This window comes from Sphingobacterium sp. HSC-15S19, from assembly GCF_050433745.1.
GTDB lineage: Bacteria > Bacteroidota > Bacteroidia > Sphingobacteriales > Sphingobacteriaceae > Sphingobacterium > Sphingobacterium siyangense.
This window is the reverse complement of the sequence record NZ_JBNPWQ010000032.1, coordinates 1-14,874: the sequence shown is the minus strand read 5'-3', so window position 1 is coordinate 14,874 and position 14,874 is coordinate 1. Positions and strand designations below refer to the sequence as shown.

16 protein-coding genes are annotated in these 14,874 nt (G+C 38.6%); 11 read left to right on the top strand and 5 right to left on the bottom strand.

The window, feature by feature from the left end; translation table 11 throughout:
- Nucleotides 1-2: 2 nt before the first annotated feature.
- Together L1283_RS21720 and L1283_RS21715 are read left to right on the top strand one after the other, a co-directional pair.
- Nucleotides 3-575, top strand: a complete 573-nt coding sequence (locus L1283_RS21720) for a Crp/Fnr family transcriptional regulator (RefSeq protein WP_075992538.1) — start codon at nucleotides 3-5, stop codon at nucleotides 573-575.
- 76 nt (nucleotides 576-651) lie between these two features.
- Nucleotides 652-1,068, top strand: a complete 417-nt coding sequence (locus L1283_RS21715; protein WP_145329066.1) for a DUF4440 domain-containing protein — start codon at nucleotides 652-654, stop codon at nucleotides 1,066-1,068.
- 121 nt (nucleotides 1,069-1,189) lie between these two features.
- On the opposite strand, the gene L1283_RS21710 is transcribed toward L1283_RS21715, so the two are convergent.
- A complete protein-coding gene (locus L1283_RS21710) occupies nucleotides 1,190-1,918 on the bottom strand; it encodes a CPBP family intramembrane glutamic endopeptidase (protein WP_208734305.1) in 729 nt (242 codons plus the stop codon).
- A gap of 131 nt (nucleotides 1,919-2,049) precedes the next feature.
- Nucleotides 2,050-2,814, bottom strand: coding sequence for a hypothetical protein (locus L1283_RS21705; RefSeq protein ID WP_088161481.1), 765 nt, complete (start codon nucleotides 2,812-2,814; stop codon nucleotides 2,050-2,052).
- Between the two features lie 412 nt (nucleotides 2,815-3,226).
- Between L1283_RS21705 and L1283_RS21700 the strand changes: the two genes are divergently transcribed.
- From L1283_RS21700 to L1283_RS21685, 4 genes are all read left to right on the top strand, one after another.
- Nucleotides 3,227-4,579, top strand: coding sequence for a DUF3472 domain-containing protein (locus tag L1283_RS21700; protein WP_088161480.1), 1,353 nt, complete (start codon nucleotides 3,227-3,229; stop codon nucleotides 4,577-4,579).
- Nucleotides 4,580-4,831: 252 nt separating this feature from the next.
- Nucleotides 4,832-5,023 carry a hypothetical protein gene (locus L1283_RS21695; protein ID WP_145329068.1) on the top strand — a complete coding sequence of 64 codons (192 nt, stop codon included), beginning with the start codon at nucleotides 4,832-4,834 and terminating at the stop codon, nucleotides 5,021-5,023.
- On the top strand, nucleotides 5,024-5,980 hold the full coding sequence (locus L1283_RS21690; protein WP_145329070.1) for a serine hydrolase domain-containing protein: 957 nt from the start codon (nucleotides 5,024-5,026) through the stop codon (nucleotides 5,978-5,980).
- A 289-nt stretch (nucleotides 5,981-6,269) separates the two neighbouring features.
- Complete coding sequence (locus tag L1283_RS21685; protein WP_145329072.1) at nucleotides 6,270-7,790, top strand: glycoside hydrolase; 1,521 nt, start codon at nucleotides 6,270-6,272, stop codon at nucleotides 7,788-7,790.
- A gap of 108 nt (nucleotides 7,791-7,898) precedes the next feature.
- Here L1283_RS21685 and L1283_RS21680 read toward each other — a convergent pair whose 3' ends face one another.
- A complete protein-coding gene (locus L1283_RS21680; RefSeq protein WP_145329074.1) occupies nucleotides 7,899-8,306 on the bottom strand; it encodes a putative quinol monooxygenase in 408 nt (135 codons plus the stop codon).
- 446 nt (nucleotides 8,307-8,752) lie between these two features.
- Here L1283_RS21680 and L1283_RS21675 point away from each other — a divergent pair, with 446 nt between their 5' ends.
- A complete protein-coding gene (locus L1283_RS21675; protein ID WP_286849247.1) occupies nucleotides 8,753-9,004 on the top strand; it encodes a hypothetical protein in 252 nt (83 codons plus the stop codon).
- A gap of 115 nt (nucleotides 9,005-9,119) precedes the next feature.
- Here the strand turns inward: L1283_RS21675 and L1283_RS21670 are convergent, their stop codons facing one another.
- Complete coding sequence (locus L1283_RS21670; protein ID WP_158638910.1) at nucleotides 9,120-9,746, bottom strand: response regulator transcription factor; 627 nt, start codon at nucleotides 9,744-9,746, stop codon at nucleotides 9,120-9,122.
- Between the two features lie 306 nt (nucleotides 9,747-10,052).
- Here L1283_RS21670 and L1283_RS21665 point away from each other — a divergent pair, with 306 nt between their 5' ends.
- The 3 genes from L1283_RS21665 (at nucleotide 10,053) to L1283_RS21655 (ending at nucleotide 12,283) form a co-directional block, all read left to right on the top strand.
- Nucleotides 10,053-10,241, top strand: a complete 189-nt coding sequence (locus tag L1283_RS21665; protein WP_075992531.1) for a hypothetical protein — start codon at nucleotides 10,053-10,055, stop codon at nucleotides 10,239-10,241.
- 38 nt (nucleotides 10,242-10,279) lie between these two features.
- The gene (locus tag L1283_RS21660; protein ID WP_145329076.1) at nucleotides 10,280-11,764 is read left to right on the top strand and encodes a hypothetical protein; all 1,485 of its coding nucleotides are present in this window, start codon (nucleotides 10,280-10,282) and stop codon (nucleotides 11,762-11,764) included.
- Nucleotides 11,765-12,046: 282 nt separating this feature from the next.
- On the top strand, nucleotides 12,047-12,283 hold the full coding sequence (locus L1283_RS21655) for a hypothetical protein (protein WP_075992529.1): 237 nt from the start codon (nucleotides 12,047-12,049) through the stop codon (nucleotides 12,281-12,283).
- Between the two features lie 503 nt (nucleotides 12,284-12,786).
- On the opposite strand, the gene L1283_RS21650 is transcribed toward L1283_RS21655, so the two are convergent.
- On the bottom strand, nucleotides 12,787-13,872 hold the full coding sequence (locus tag L1283_RS21650; protein ID WP_145329078.1) for a hypothetical protein: 1,086 nt from the start codon (nucleotides 13,870-13,872) through the stop codon (nucleotides 12,787-12,789).
- 152 nt (nucleotides 13,873-14,024) lie between these two features.
- Between L1283_RS21650 and dapB the strand changes: the two genes are divergently transcribed.
- Nucleotides 14,025-14,795, top strand: coding sequence for a 4-hydroxy-tetrahydrodipicolinate reductase (gene dapB, locus L1283_RS21645; RefSeq protein ID WP_312353133.1), 771 nt, complete (start codon nucleotides 14,025-14,027; stop codon nucleotides 14,793-14,795).
- Nucleotides 14,796-14,874 lie beyond the last annotated feature (79 nt).

The following is a 14,874-nucleotide window of genomic DNA, read 5'->3' as shown; positions in this document are numbered from 1 at the left end:
CCATGGACAATCTTCGCAATTACATTCACGCATTGGTTGACTTTTCGACGGATAGCTGGCACTTGCTGCAGCCAGCATTGACATTGCGTAACTTCAAAAAAAATGATTTACTGCTGGAACAGGGTAAAGTTTGCAATTCGCTCTTTTTTATCGACAAAGGCTATTGTAGAAGTTATTATGTTATTGATGGAACTGTCAAAAACACAGGATTTTTCTTTGAAAACGATATCGCTACCAATATTCAAAGTTTTGGCAGCGGGCAAAAATCCGAATTTAACATCGTTGCCTGTGAGGACTTAAGGACCATTATTTTTGATAAGTCGACACTATTTGAACTTGCTGCACAGGTTATAGAAATAGAACGGTTGGGACGGTTTTGTATCAGGCAGTTTGCTTCACGCCAGGAAGAGTTTGCCAATCTATTTAAACTCTATTCGGCTGCCGAACGTCTGTGTTATCTAGAAAAAAAATATCCAGAAATTTCACAACGTGTACCACTTTCTCAATTGGCTTCTTTTTTGGGAGTAGCTCGAGAAACCTTAAGCCGGATTCGTCGGAGAAGATTAAACACCTGACATTATGTGACGATTGTCACAGGCTAGAATAATTTCATTTTGGGAACTTTGTATCAATTAAACAAAGATAAAAGATATGAAAACATCCAATAATGCACTCTTGGATTTCGAAAAATTTATGGCTATCCGTTTAAAAGCCTCAACAGATTTTGTGGAGGGTCATTTTGATTCCCTAAAAGATATTTCTGTCTCAAATGAGCCTGCCACAATTTTTCCGCCCAATGGAATATATATTTCTGGGGTATTACAGGTCAATGATTTTAACCAAAAAGGAGCTTCCAATTTCCTTCCGGGTGCACAAAACAAATTTGAAGTGATCCATCAAGATGCAAGTGATACGCTAGCCTATTGGACGGGTATACAACGTTCGTCCGTCAACATAAAAGGACAAGATACCGTGGTGATTTTCAATCTCAGAATCACCGAAATCTTCAGAAAAGAGCAAGGTACCTGGAAGCTTATGCATCGACATGCCGATACACTGGCCGAATAGTCTAAATGACCTAGGGAGCAGCAGTTTGTTTATAGATCGCTATGGTTTGTGCCCGCTGTTCCTTATGGTCAGATACTCAAAATTGATCGGCTGAGTGCAGCAATGGTCCTCCAGCGATTTCCTACGATTTGAGTTCGGCATCGCTGGTTGATCCCTTGAATTTCTTATTCCAAAAGAGTAATAAAATAATAAACAGTATAAATAATAACAGGGTGACTAAATTTGTCTTCCCCAAAAGTGCGTGTAAAGTAGCTGGAGCTATAATTGAATTGGTTCTTACGGTGGAGAAAGTCAATACAAATGAAAAGACAATACACAAAAGCACAAATCCGGCAAAACCACCAAATTGGCTAAAATTATCAAAAATTAAAAGATGCCAAATCGCCCAAAATATTCCCGTTATCACACTTTTAATGGGCCATTTTATTTCACCTAGACTATCATTCAAATAGCCCCGCCAAGTAAATTCCTCCATGATATCATACAGCAATGTAAACAGGCAGAACAACAGTGCCCAAACGTGCTCATCGACACCGTAATTATTATTAAATCCATAAATACCATATCCTGCGAATAAAAGGAATGGAAACAACAGTGACTTTGTTTTATTAGGGCCAAAAAGTGTAACGGTGGAAACGACTTTTGACAAAGCATAAAAAAATGCCGAGATAATCAGAATAATCAATCCGTGATTCATATTCCAGGGTAATGGAAAACTAAAAACATCTTTCATAGCCATCTGGAAAATATTAGGAAGCTTTCGTATAGCAAAAGTTCCCAACATCAACAATCCGTAAAATAATGCGATACGCAACCAGTTCGTCTTTTTTATGCTTTCAATAATCTTCATACACTATTTATTAGTCTATTGTCCCTACAGCAACTGTTCTTTGTTAAATAACGACTACAAAATTGGAAGTCGCGAACTTACAAAAAAACGATAAAAGCAGGTTTGCCTTCAAAAGTAAAAATTAATCGGCATTAAAGCATTAGCCAAAAAGAAAGGCATGGAATCAACAATATACCAACTGCAAGTGTCCAAAACATCGCTGTTTTACTAATGAAATAGCATTCACGTATTTTTTTTGTGCACAAAATCCAGGTCAAAAAACCATAGAGCAAAATTGGTAAGATATACATCTCCAAAGGATATGGCTGTAGAATTGGATTGAACTCCACTAAAATTTTGGCCTCCCTTCTGCTTTGAAAGAGCATGTACATCAAGGTAGAAACAACCATGGATGAGGAACTTGCAAAAAAGAGTGTGAGCAGTATCCATCCAGTTCTTTTCAACAACCAAAACAAAAGGAAACCTACTATTAAAACCATTACATTGAAAAAGGACAATAATGTGTAGTTATCCGGTAGCTCTTTGAAATATTTGATCGGATATAACAGTGCAGGAAAAAGATTATAGCCTTTAAACACAATGAGGATACCTGTAAAAAATGAGATCCGCACGATACTTCTTTTGACCACTTGTACCCTGGGCGTATCAAATCTACCGGTAATAGTCCATTGGTCTTTGGCTTTTATCGTATCAATATTAGTCTCTTTTTCCGCTTCTCGCTGGTTAAGCACATATCTTGCTGCTGTCAACTCCTCGGTGGTCAACTGTCGACTTTTTAATTCAATCTCGGCAGCTTCAAGGGCCGAAGGCTCATAGTGATCGGGATTATCTACCACAGACAGCAACTGATCTGTGGGCCAAGTTTTATAAAGTTCAGCAAAATTATTTTCGGACATTGGCTTAATTTTTATAAATTTCAATATGTTATTACGGCAAGTTCATAACAATAATGATTGCTCTCGCTTAAGCGAAAAATAAATGGTTAATCTTCCATAATGAATTTATAAAAATATAATTTATAAATCAAGCATAGTTTGGCTTATGCTACTTTACTTCAACTCAACGACCTAATTATCCGTTTTCACGAATTCCTTTTACGGCCCATTTCTTTGAAACCAACCATTGGGGACGATTTAAACTATTGCGCATTGCAATGTTTACCTAACGACAATTCATTAAATGGATAATGACCATTACTTAAAGTATCTCTTTTGTTACAAAAGCAATTCACACAAACGATTGCATTGTATAGTTTTCGTTTAATTTAATTGTATTTATAAAATTAGGGTGAACAATTAAATTTAAATTATGAGATATTCCAAAATTACGCTACTGCTCTGTACAGTATTGGCAAGCTTTCTTTCTTGCCAAAAAAGCGAGGTACAAACAAATTTAGAAGAGAAATTATCGCTACGGGCCGCATCCCCTGGTGTAAGCGGATACGAAGTTCCCTTAGGTGGCAATGCTTTTGTTACTTCGGCACCTTCCGGTGCAGTAGAAGTCATCAATAGCAATGGATTGGCAAACTGGACCAATGCCAATAGCGTGATCAGTACCTATGCTAAGGTCCCCCAAGCGGGCGCTTTACGTGTTAAAATAAGGGCTAAAGTGCTACCTTCAGGCGATAGTAGTACGGTGAAGTTAACAATCAACGGTGTAAGCAAACAAATCAAACTTAAGGGTGGAACATTACAGGATTACACGGTTGGTACCTATTCGCTAAATACAGCGGGATACATAAAAATGGATCTTCAAGGTGTGACCAAGTCAGGTGGTTATTTTGCAGATGTATCACACTTGATTTTAGATAGTTCGGCAACAAATGGCACTGTGATTTATAGTGACAATAATGTTGATAATACTTACTATTGGTCGCGACGGGGCCCATCCTGCCATTTGAGTTATACCATTCCAACAAATCAGCAAGTATCCTATTATTATAGCGAGGTGAAAGTGCCTGCCGGAGAAGATAAAATAGGTTCTTACTTTATGGCAAATGGGTTCGGCCAAGGATATTTCGGTATGCAGGTCAATTCAGCGACAGAGCGCAGAATACTATTTTCTGTTTGGAGTCCATATAGCACCGATAACCCGTCCCAAATACCAGCAGAGGATCGCATCACATTAAATAGAAAAGGGACAAATACGACAACAGGTGAGTTTGGTGGTGAAGGTTCTGGTGGACAAAGCTACCTCAAGTATAACTGGACTGCCGCCACTACCTATAAATTTTTATTAAAGGGAGAACCTGATAACAATGGAAGTACTGATTTTACGGCATGGTTTAATGATCCTTCGACCAATAATTGGATACTCATTGCAAGCTGGAAACGTCCCAAAACAAATACCTATTTAACGGGCTTTCATAGCTTCCTCGAAAATTTCAATGCCGACAATGGCTTCCTTGGCCGTTCTGCAGAATATAGTAATCAATGGGTTCGTACAGCTACTGGAACTTGGCTGAAAGTTGTGGAAAGTACCTTTACAGTCGATGCGACCTATTCAAACAACCAGCGTATAGACGCAATTGGCGGAATAGCCGGAAATAGCTTCTTCCTGAAAAATGGCGGTTTTTTCAATACCGTCGTAAATCCCGGAACGAAGTTCACACAACCAGGTTCTGGCACAGCGCCTTCAATAAATTTAACAACGCTACCATAACAAGCATATTTACAATAAATTATTCTGAATTTACATCCAATAAAAGGGACAATACCTCATTAAGAAGTGTCGTCCCTTTTAAACTCAACTTTGTCGTATTTAAATTAACAATTCGTAGCTTTCAGTAATACTTTATTATAATTGCTGATCCATTATAAATAGCTGATCCCCCCGCCTCGGGTTTGTAGGTAACCTGAAGGCCTTTCCAACTAACGACAATAAATTCAAACTTCAAGAATGATAAACCTGTTTATGAATTTACTATCCAACCCCTTATCAATCCTTTTGAGCACCTTGTTGCTCATCAATAGCCTTCCATCAAAAGGACAGTATCTTGAACCCATCAAAAAGGACCATAAACTAAAAACTCAACTTGATACGATTGTAAACCGTTGTGTTGTCGATTATCTTTCCAACAACAACACGTTTAGCGTGTCTATTTGAATCTACAATAAAGGGTCCAAAACAACCTACTACTACAGTAAAGAAAAGTTACCAAACGCCAATAACTATTACAACATTGGATCGGTAGCGAAAACGTTTGTAGCCGCTTTACTTGCACAAGCGGTCATTGAGAAGAAAATCAACCTCGATGATGATATCCGTAAATACTTGCCCGGAAACTTTCCCAATTTGCAATACAACGGCCATGGAATCCTTGTTAAGCATCTTGCAAATCATACTTCAGCACTTCCAAAGACTTTCAGATTACTTTCTAAAAAAGTTGTCGATAGTTTAAAGGGGCTCGCTATTCCAGAACAGGTAGACTACCTTGGAAATTATAGTCGTGACAACCTATTTGACGACCTGAGGAAAGTCAAGTTGGACAGTATTCCAGGTACAAAATTCAGTTACAATAGCATGGCTGTAATGGTACTTATTGCGCTGTTGGAAAATAGCTATAAGAATTCCTATGAACATCTTATCAGCGCATATCTGAAGGGACATCTTGGTATGTACCATACAGTCCCCTACTTGAATGAGTTGCAAAAAAACGACATTGTGCAGGGCCATGATAATAAAGGACAGCCTGTTCCATTTGCCAATTTGAGGGGATTTTACTTTGGTCCTACAATGAATTCAACGATCAATGATATGTTGACCTACATCGAAGCCAATCTCAAATTAAACGATAAAGCCCTTCTTCTAACACATCAACTGACTTATGGAAAAGACGATGGATTTGGTATGGGGCTAGGTTGGATGATCAATCGTGATGAACGTGGTGCCCGCTATTTCTATCACGATGGGAATACTAAAATAGGCTACAATACCTTATGTGTGCTGTATCCTACAGACGATTATGGCATCATCATTATTGTCAACGATACAGTTGATCAACACATGGTGGGTAAACTTGAAAATACCATCAGACATCAGTTTTTAATGCATAATCAATGACAAGCTTGATCTTCATCTTCGGCTGAAAAGAAGGGGTAAAATTAAGTCATCATTAAAAAAATATGTATTAATTTTTAAATGAATAAAAAATAAAATTAAAATAATAGAAGTAATAATAAATTCTCCCAAAATATTATTAATTTTCGGAAACTAACCAATGTGGAAATCGGTGAATGTTTATTTTTTTAACCAAAGAAAGGAGGCAAACAAAACAACGACGATGAGAACCGCCTAGAAAACCAGGCACAATTAAATTAATGATTCATTCACAAATCTTAAAAACTAAGTTATGTTAAAATTAACCAGTCGCTGGAGCAGACTTTATACTGTTTTGGCCGTAGTTTCCACATTTTCTATTTTTAGTTGCCAAAAAAATTCATTGACTCTTGAGAGTCAAGAGGCACAACTTAACAAAAAAGCTGCAGTATCCGCGCAAGCAGGAGCTACAATTGCAACATTGAATTGGGATCAAACCTATCAAAAGATTGATGGATTTGGAGCATTCGGAGGTCGGATTGTTCCATTCTTTGAATCCGCAAAAAGAGATAGTATCCTGGATTATTTATGGGGAGGCAGTGGGTTGAAATTGAATATCCTTCGTGGTAAGGTACTTCATACCTACCCTTTTAACCAACAGACCAAGGTCGTCACCATTAAACCGGCAGGAGTTTCGATTGACGTGGATCCCAATAGCGCAACATATCAGAATTTGACAGCAGACGAAAAAGAACAACTTGGGCAGGTCTGGATCATCAAGAAAGCGAAAGAACGCTATGAAGTTCCCTTCGTTATGGCAAGTACTTGGACTCCGCCATTATACATGAAGACCAATACGAGCAGTATTTCCGCGAAATGGTTTAATGGACTTAATTTTAATACTTCTTCAACAGCTTTTGCTCGCTATCTGACGGGATTTGTAAAATCGTTTCAGAACGAGGGGATTACAATCAATGCTATTTCTCCTTCAAATGAGCCTGAAAATGTCTTTTCAGACTGGGATGCTTCTTATTGGGACTCTTCACATCTGGGGCAGTTTATTACCAACAACCTCCGTCCCGAATTAAACAGTGCGGGTCTTCAATCCACCAAGATCATATCTTCTGAGAATGCGGCCTGGGGAACTGCCGATAATTTCCTTTCGGGCATGGACAGAAGCAAAGTCGACATCCTCGCCGGGCATGGCTATGTAGAGATAAGTGGCATCATCACTGGTCAACGTGGGTTTAACCAGAGTCCTTCCATGTGGAATTTTAGTATTGGAGGTAAACCAATGTGGGTGACAGAAGCTTCCGATGATGGCGGCAATTATGACAATGGTATTGAAGGAGGCTTGAAACTGGCGGTTAATATGCACAAGCTTCTTGCGGATTGTAACGCCAATGCTTATGTGTTTTGGCTAGGTATGCTGGCATTTCAAAATAATGAGGCGCTTATTTGTACAAAGAGTGATGGTTCATTGGAATTTCCAAAAACGTACGATGTGATGGGACATTATTCCAGATTCATCAAAGCAGGTTATATGCGAATCAATGTAGGGGTTCAAAATGGAAATGGCTTATTGATTTCGGCTTACAAAGATCCACAAACAGGTAAGTTTGTCTTAGTTGTCACCAACACGGGAACCGCAGCAGTTCCATTGGATATCAACCTTACAGGTTTTGCAAGCGGCGCATTGAATAATTACCAAACAACCGCAAGCAGTTCGGGCCATTGGGAGAACGTTGGCACCGTAAATCCGAATAGCTCAGGGGTCTATTCTTTAACAATACCTGCTAAAAGTATAAGCACTTTAGAAGGCAACAAACTTTAATTTATTAATTGTACTGAGGGAGTGCGCTCCCTCAGTACATAATTTAAAACCCGATATGCGCTAAATCCTACATGTTACTGATCGTCAAATCCCCATTTAGCTCCGCACCTATTCTTTCATTTTTGTAAACATAAGTTTTGCTGTATTTGGATCTAATACGTCCATATCAATGAGCTTCAATAATTTCACCATATGGAGCGTAGTAGACTTATACTTTAAAAAGTGTGCTGTTTTCAAATGGGCAAGGTAAGCTTGCTTGTCCCGATAGATTTCCAAGATACGTATCTGTGTCGGATTATCTTTTTTGAACATTGGAAAAATCGCAACAACACCTTCTTCGAGCGCGACAGATGCAGCAGCCTCTTCTTTTAAAATGGTCTTGTATTCTTCGAGGTATTCAACATAAACCTCAATTTCAGCAATACGTACCATAGACTCCTTATCTTGTCCACGAACAATATCCCCGCATAAGAAAAGTATGATTAGCGTTAAGGGCAAAGACAATAATGATTTCATGTGATTAAGTTTAAAAGTTTTGGGCCTGATCATTTTTTCCAATCAAAGCCCTTCACAAATTTCGTTATACGGGATGATAACACCAATATATATATTACTGAAATATCTACCAGTTTTACGGATTTAGGTCAAAATATCGATGTCTTAGATTTCTCTTAAATCATATAATCCAATGTCTTTGCTACCTGAATTTTGGAAAAACTGCAATGAAATTGCGCTACCTTGCGGTGCTTAAACTTGGGATATGTACGATCGCTGGATTAAAAGCGCAAGAAAAATCAAATCTTATCGAATTAAATCTTTGGTCTCTATGTCACACCCTTTTTCAAATACGTCAATTACAGTGTACCCACAAAGATTACCGTCGACGAATCAAATTATCACAGCGAAGTACCCATATCGGGCGTCTTAAATGCTTTTAACGGAGGTGTGGCTGTTGCTAACCAATGGAAGCTTGGACAAAATATCTATTTAGACTGGCGCATTGTCGGTCCCAGTTATGGCTTCAACAATGGTACGTTCGAGGGGAAAACCCATTAAATACGGACGAGCAACGCGAAGTAAAGAGACAACTAGAGGAATTTGACAGTAATCTCATGAAGATCAAAAAAGAATTAAATGCTGATGGTGTAACACTCAGCACTAGCAGACCATTTGCCGGTATCCGCACCGCATTATCCATAGGTTACCGGTTTTAATTGCAAAATCCTCCCCTCTTCGTATCATCCATTCCAACAAGCGCACGATATTAGTGCGCTTTTATCAATAGCAATCGCTAAGGATGCATTATGCTGTTTCCCCATCACTATAGTTTTAAATTAGATTATGCTCACGGGCATATTTAAGCATTTGTCCTATGGTTTGACACTCAGCTTTTGCCATCATTTTCCTACGATGTGTAACAACTGTATGTGGACTCAAAAAGGTTCTTGAAGCGGTTTCAGCGACGCTATAGCCCTCCGAAAAGTATTGTAATACTTCGATCTCTCTCGGTGTAAATGTTTTAATTTTTTTATCATATGTAGATAAAATACGCTCAAATTCACTACATATATATAGTTCTTTTTTCTTTATGGCCTCAAAGCAGGCAAATACTTCACTTAATTCACAAGATTTACTTAACACAGCTTCTGGACGGTATTGAAGAATACTCGATATCACGGCAGGAGCTGTTGCTCCCGTCAAAAAAATAACCTTTGCGTCTCCATTTATACGCCTGATCTCGGTCAACAACGAAAGTCCATTTTCATTTGGAAGATAGTAATCCAAAAAAATAAACAGTTCCTGCTTTCCAAAAGCACGTAAAAACTGAAGGAATTCAGATCCTTGGCTAAAAGATTGGACCAATTCAATTCCACATTCACGCTTCAACAAGAGTGCGAAGGAAAAAGCAACTATTTTCTGGTCATCTAAGATAACAGCATGGCTAGTGGTCTTCATAAATATGGCTGGTTTAATTAACCTAGTAAGACAAATATAATTATTTAAAACAATCATAATAATCTGTTTTACAAGTGTGTAGGTATTCAGCTACAAACCTCGCATATTCCTGTTATATCCAACTTGAAATATAGCATAAACATGCTATATACCGCTTAGAAGTTACCAAGTAAGGCAATAAAGCGCGTCTTTTACAACAGAATTTAAGCATGCCATATCATCTTAGACTAATTCACTAGCCCACGAAATAAGCCATTAGGCTAGCGAAAGAACTATAAAATATTTCAACTTATAAAATACATTGTTATGAACAAGAAACTTTTTAAATCTGCAACTGGCAAACTGCCCTACCAGGTACCTCAGATTCAAATGACTGTCGTTTTATTAGAAAATGGTATTGCGGCAGGTTCAAATGCGCACACTTCCGGAGATGTAAAGCAGACCTGGGACAACGAGGAATCACAGACTCAAAGCAAAAGTGACGGATGGTGGTAGTCTCCCCATTGACGATCAATTAACCAAAAAAAAGAAAAATGAAAAATCAATTTATTCAATTGCTCATCCTCCTCATTATATTTTCCACGTCATGTAGCAAAAATGAAAGCAACACGGCTGTCGAGACAGAAGGGAATGTGAGCGTAAAAATGAGTGGAACCTCCTTTGCTGATGAAGATACGGAGCCCCAATTAAAATTATCGAACAACAAAAGTTTAAATAACACACTCTCGAACACCCAGGAGGTCATTGTTCCACTTAATAGTGAACTTTCGGTACTGGCCACTTTGACACCGGAGCCCGCTACTTCATCCAACGTATTGCGTGCATCAACAGGGCTTAAAATGGCAACAGCCCCCGTCTCACTAGGTAGCGGAGCAAAATATGCTATTGCAGTTTACAATGCAACGGGAAATTATGTTAAAGATACAGGGGTATTAACTTATTCGACTAGCGGTACAAATTGGAATCTATCGCTTCCTGCAGGGTCTTACACGTTCGTTGCTATCGCCGTTGCAAATGGTCAAACTTTTCCTTCGATCAATTTTAATCAAGCGTTGGCGAACATTACATTTAACGTAACTGGCGCAGATACCGACATCTTATGGAAAAAGTTACCGGTTACTGTAATCGCTAACCAAACACTGGCCGTAGATCTTATCTTAAGTCACCTATTTACACAGGTACAGGCTACGCTAGAAAGTACTTCCGCCAATGTAGTTGGCAATATCACCGCCATGACTAGTAGTACAATCTCCCCTAATTATGGAACGGCTTCGGTTAAATTGGCTGACGGGCTTTTCACCCAAGGTGGTTCATCGACGGCACGTAATGTCACTTTTAGTGGTACAGGTCTCGCATGGACGAGCAATGCAGCGCTGATTATTACAGAAGGAACGACGGTTGGTAAAGTAAATTTTGGAACAGTATCCCTAAACTCCACACAAAATGGCGTCCGCTCAGGAACAATAGATTTATCGAATTTAAGCTTACAAAAAGGTGTAAAATATAGTTTAAAGCTTCGCTTGGTGCCCAAGGGGGCAATCGACGTACCAAACTCAAATTACTATTGGAGTTCGGCTAACTTGATGGGCACCGCACCCATCACAATTGCATCCGCTCAATATATAAAGGGAAGTGTTTATGGAGGAAATGGATCTGCAACATACTGTGAAGGCGCTTTAGGCACTGGGTGGCGAACAGCTACACAAACGGAATATCAGTCATTGATCAATATGGGTATCGCTAGAGGTAGTTATAATGGTCAAACAGGTTGGTTCCTCGGGACATCTACTGTACCAACCACAAATAAAGACAATTATATGTTCCTACCAGACAACGATTTTGTTCGTTCTTCTTCGGGAAATAACAACATTCCTACAGGTGCTTTAGGTGTTTATTGGGCAAGTTCAACAGTTCAAGGTAACGCTAAGCCAGCATTAATATTAACAGCGACTGGTGTTTCAATCGTAGACATACATCAAAATAATCAAGTCGGTATACGTTGTGTAAAAAGCAAATAAACGATCGTTTTTAATCATATAAAGAAAACGATGGAACAAGACGGGATCAATTGACCTCCTCTTGCTCCATCGTTTTCTTTATATCATCGGAACCTTATCAAATTATTCCATCCTAACTTCTGGTCGTCTCAACAATCAAATCATCTTAGCATTCAATCCGCTATATATAGAACGGCCTAAGGGAGCTGTCTTTTCAGATTTTAATAAAATGTCCCTAATTTCATCTTTAATATCATTTTCTCCAAATACTCTTGCTACCTTTGTTCTTCAAATTAAATTAACATGCCAAAAGAGACAAGAACAGGGCTTTATCAGGGAATCATCGAAAAAGATGATAATGGGAACTACTTTTGTGGTCCCTACCTACTGGATTATCAGACCGTAGAAACTTACTATAAATTGGGCGATCGCGTTAGTATCAAAACCATTATCAAAAATACAAGCCGTAAGAGTATGGAGGCTTATCCGCAAAAATCAGTTAAATTTTCATTTGCGACAGAGGATCATGGAAATGATTAAAACTCACCTAGATTGAACAATTTAAATAACAAGGCCTTTTCCACAGAATTGGCCTTATTATTTTAAAGATTACCGTTGACCTGAGACTAAAAACAAAGCCTCTGATTTTTGGAAAATCGAGAGGCTTTTGCACAATCAAATTGATCGATTACTTTATAAAATAGGTATATTTTTTTTCGGGATAAAGAATGTACTATCGGACCACTTATCTAAACGATGCATTTAAAATTAATTTTCCATAAAAATTAATCAAGGTTCACATGTTCTTCGAGCGCCTCATTCGATCGTCTCTGCTACCATGTATTGTAAGTTTCATTACCGATTTACTCTTCAAATATAAATACTAGTTTATTAGTCTCCGAGCGGGAATGATTGTCTTGTCTTCTTTTTCGTCGAAATCGCGATTCAGTACGATGAAAATGAACGAGCGACGTAGTTCGATTGACAATTAACCCAGCAATGAATAATAACCATCTTAATTACCATTGTACACTTAATCTAGGCTAGTACCTAATCTTAAGGGCAATAGGTTGCAATTCCTCATTCGGTATCTGGGGAACGTATATGGTTTGTCCGCCCCTTTCATCGATCAATAGGGCCAATAGGCTGCTAATATCGTCGACCGTATCCAATCCGATAGGATTGTCTACGATAGCTATATCCTGATCTGAAAGAATCTTTACGGCTTGATGGAAGCTCTCTTGAACGACCAGGATATCCCCACGGCCATCTTGACATGCACGATAAATTTCTTGCAGATCAGTGATCACTAAACCTTTGCCCACAGCTTCTTCCAGCTCTTTGAAGTAGTCTTCATTTTTTCGTACCAGTTCCTGTTTCATAAAATTCCAGGCACGGCTCTCTAACTGATGTGTTTCAATGTTATTGTAATCTATTGGTAAGTATCCATAATAGATAGAAGGTCTATCCGCAACCTGTAAGAGCTTACTATAATTATTCTCCGTGCAAAACACGAGTGTTACACTCTTTGTGTCCCCAATATAACGCAGAAGCGCTTTGTCTACCCGATTAAGATATTCCCTTAAGAGGTCATCAAGATGTTTAGCATCGCTACTTTTATCGGGAAATGTATTGTAAAATTGATTTTCGGCAATTGGAAACTCTTCACTACTGATATCCTCAACAATACGACCGTTCAAAGCACGAAAAAGATGAACACCGCTTTGCGAAAGCAACATCACAAGATAACTGGTCTGACGGCCAATCTCCTTAACCAAAGGGCGTACAGCAAATGTATTGCTAATATGGACACCTTCTTGGTTGGTCTCCCATGATGACTTGAAAACTTCTGCGACCGTATCTGAAACGAAGATATGCAGACTTTCGAGATTATAATTAATATCGAGTTCATGCGCTATCTGTTCCAATTGTTTGATAAGGCCAGCAACGACCCTCTTATCATACTTATCCGTTAGTCTATCAATCGCTTCTCCGATAAAATTTTTAATCTTTATTCGGTCGCTTAAGTTATCAGGATGTGTGCGATGGGTATTGATGGAAATGGTAATGCATAACTCATCCTGAACTCGGATAAGCATTTGTAGAAGTTGTTTTTCGGTCATAATCATGGACAAATAGTTAAAAAATTGAACACACTTTACTCATAACAACAAATTAAAGATCCTTCTTGTTTGTGTAAAATAAAAGTAAGTATTACCTCATTTAGGTGATTATCGAAACAAAAACAGCTTATTTACAGTTATTAATAGTTAAAAAAACAATGATGAAAAAGGTGTTTATTGCAGGAGCAACAGGCTGGGTCGGTAAAGAATTGAGTAAAAATATAATCGACGATACAAACTATAAATTGGTTGGCGGGCTTTCACGCTCTTATGCAGGAGAAAATCTCGCTGAGATTCTAAAGATAAAAACGTCTCCGATTCCCCTATTTGATACAATAGAAAATGCAATGGGGGATATTGATTTTGATATTTTAATTGACTTTACCAGTCCACTTATTGCCAAGAAGAACATCCTGAATGCGATAGATAAAAGTAGGCATGTCCTTATTGGGACTTCAGGGCTCTCAAATCAGGATTATGAGGAAATTGAAGAGCATGCGAAAGAAAGCGCGGTATCCGTACTCGCCGCCGGTAATTTTTCGATCACCACTGTTTTGTTGAAAAAATTTGCGGAGACTGCTGCTCAATATATTGATCAATTTGAAATTATAGATTATGCATCCCAAAGAAAGGTGGACTCACCAAGCGGCACAGTCGCAGAATTAGCCTATAGTCTTTCCAAAATTAAAACGCCGAAGGTTGAAGTACCCATAAAGGATACCCTCGGAAACAAAGAGACTCGTGGTGGTGATATCAATGGTATTCAAGTGCATGCGATAAGACTGCCGGGTTATGTATTAGGTGTAGAAACAATCTTTGGTATGGAAGATGAAAAATTAATCATCAAACATGAAGCTGGAACTGGTGTAGCACCCTATCTGAATGGCATTAAGATTGCCCTTACCAAAATGGGTACCTTTCCTCTATAAATTAACTATAATACAGTCCCCTTGCGCATTGGGTTTTGCGATTTTCCTCTTCGAGTTTGGTCAGCCGTAAGGCTGGCAT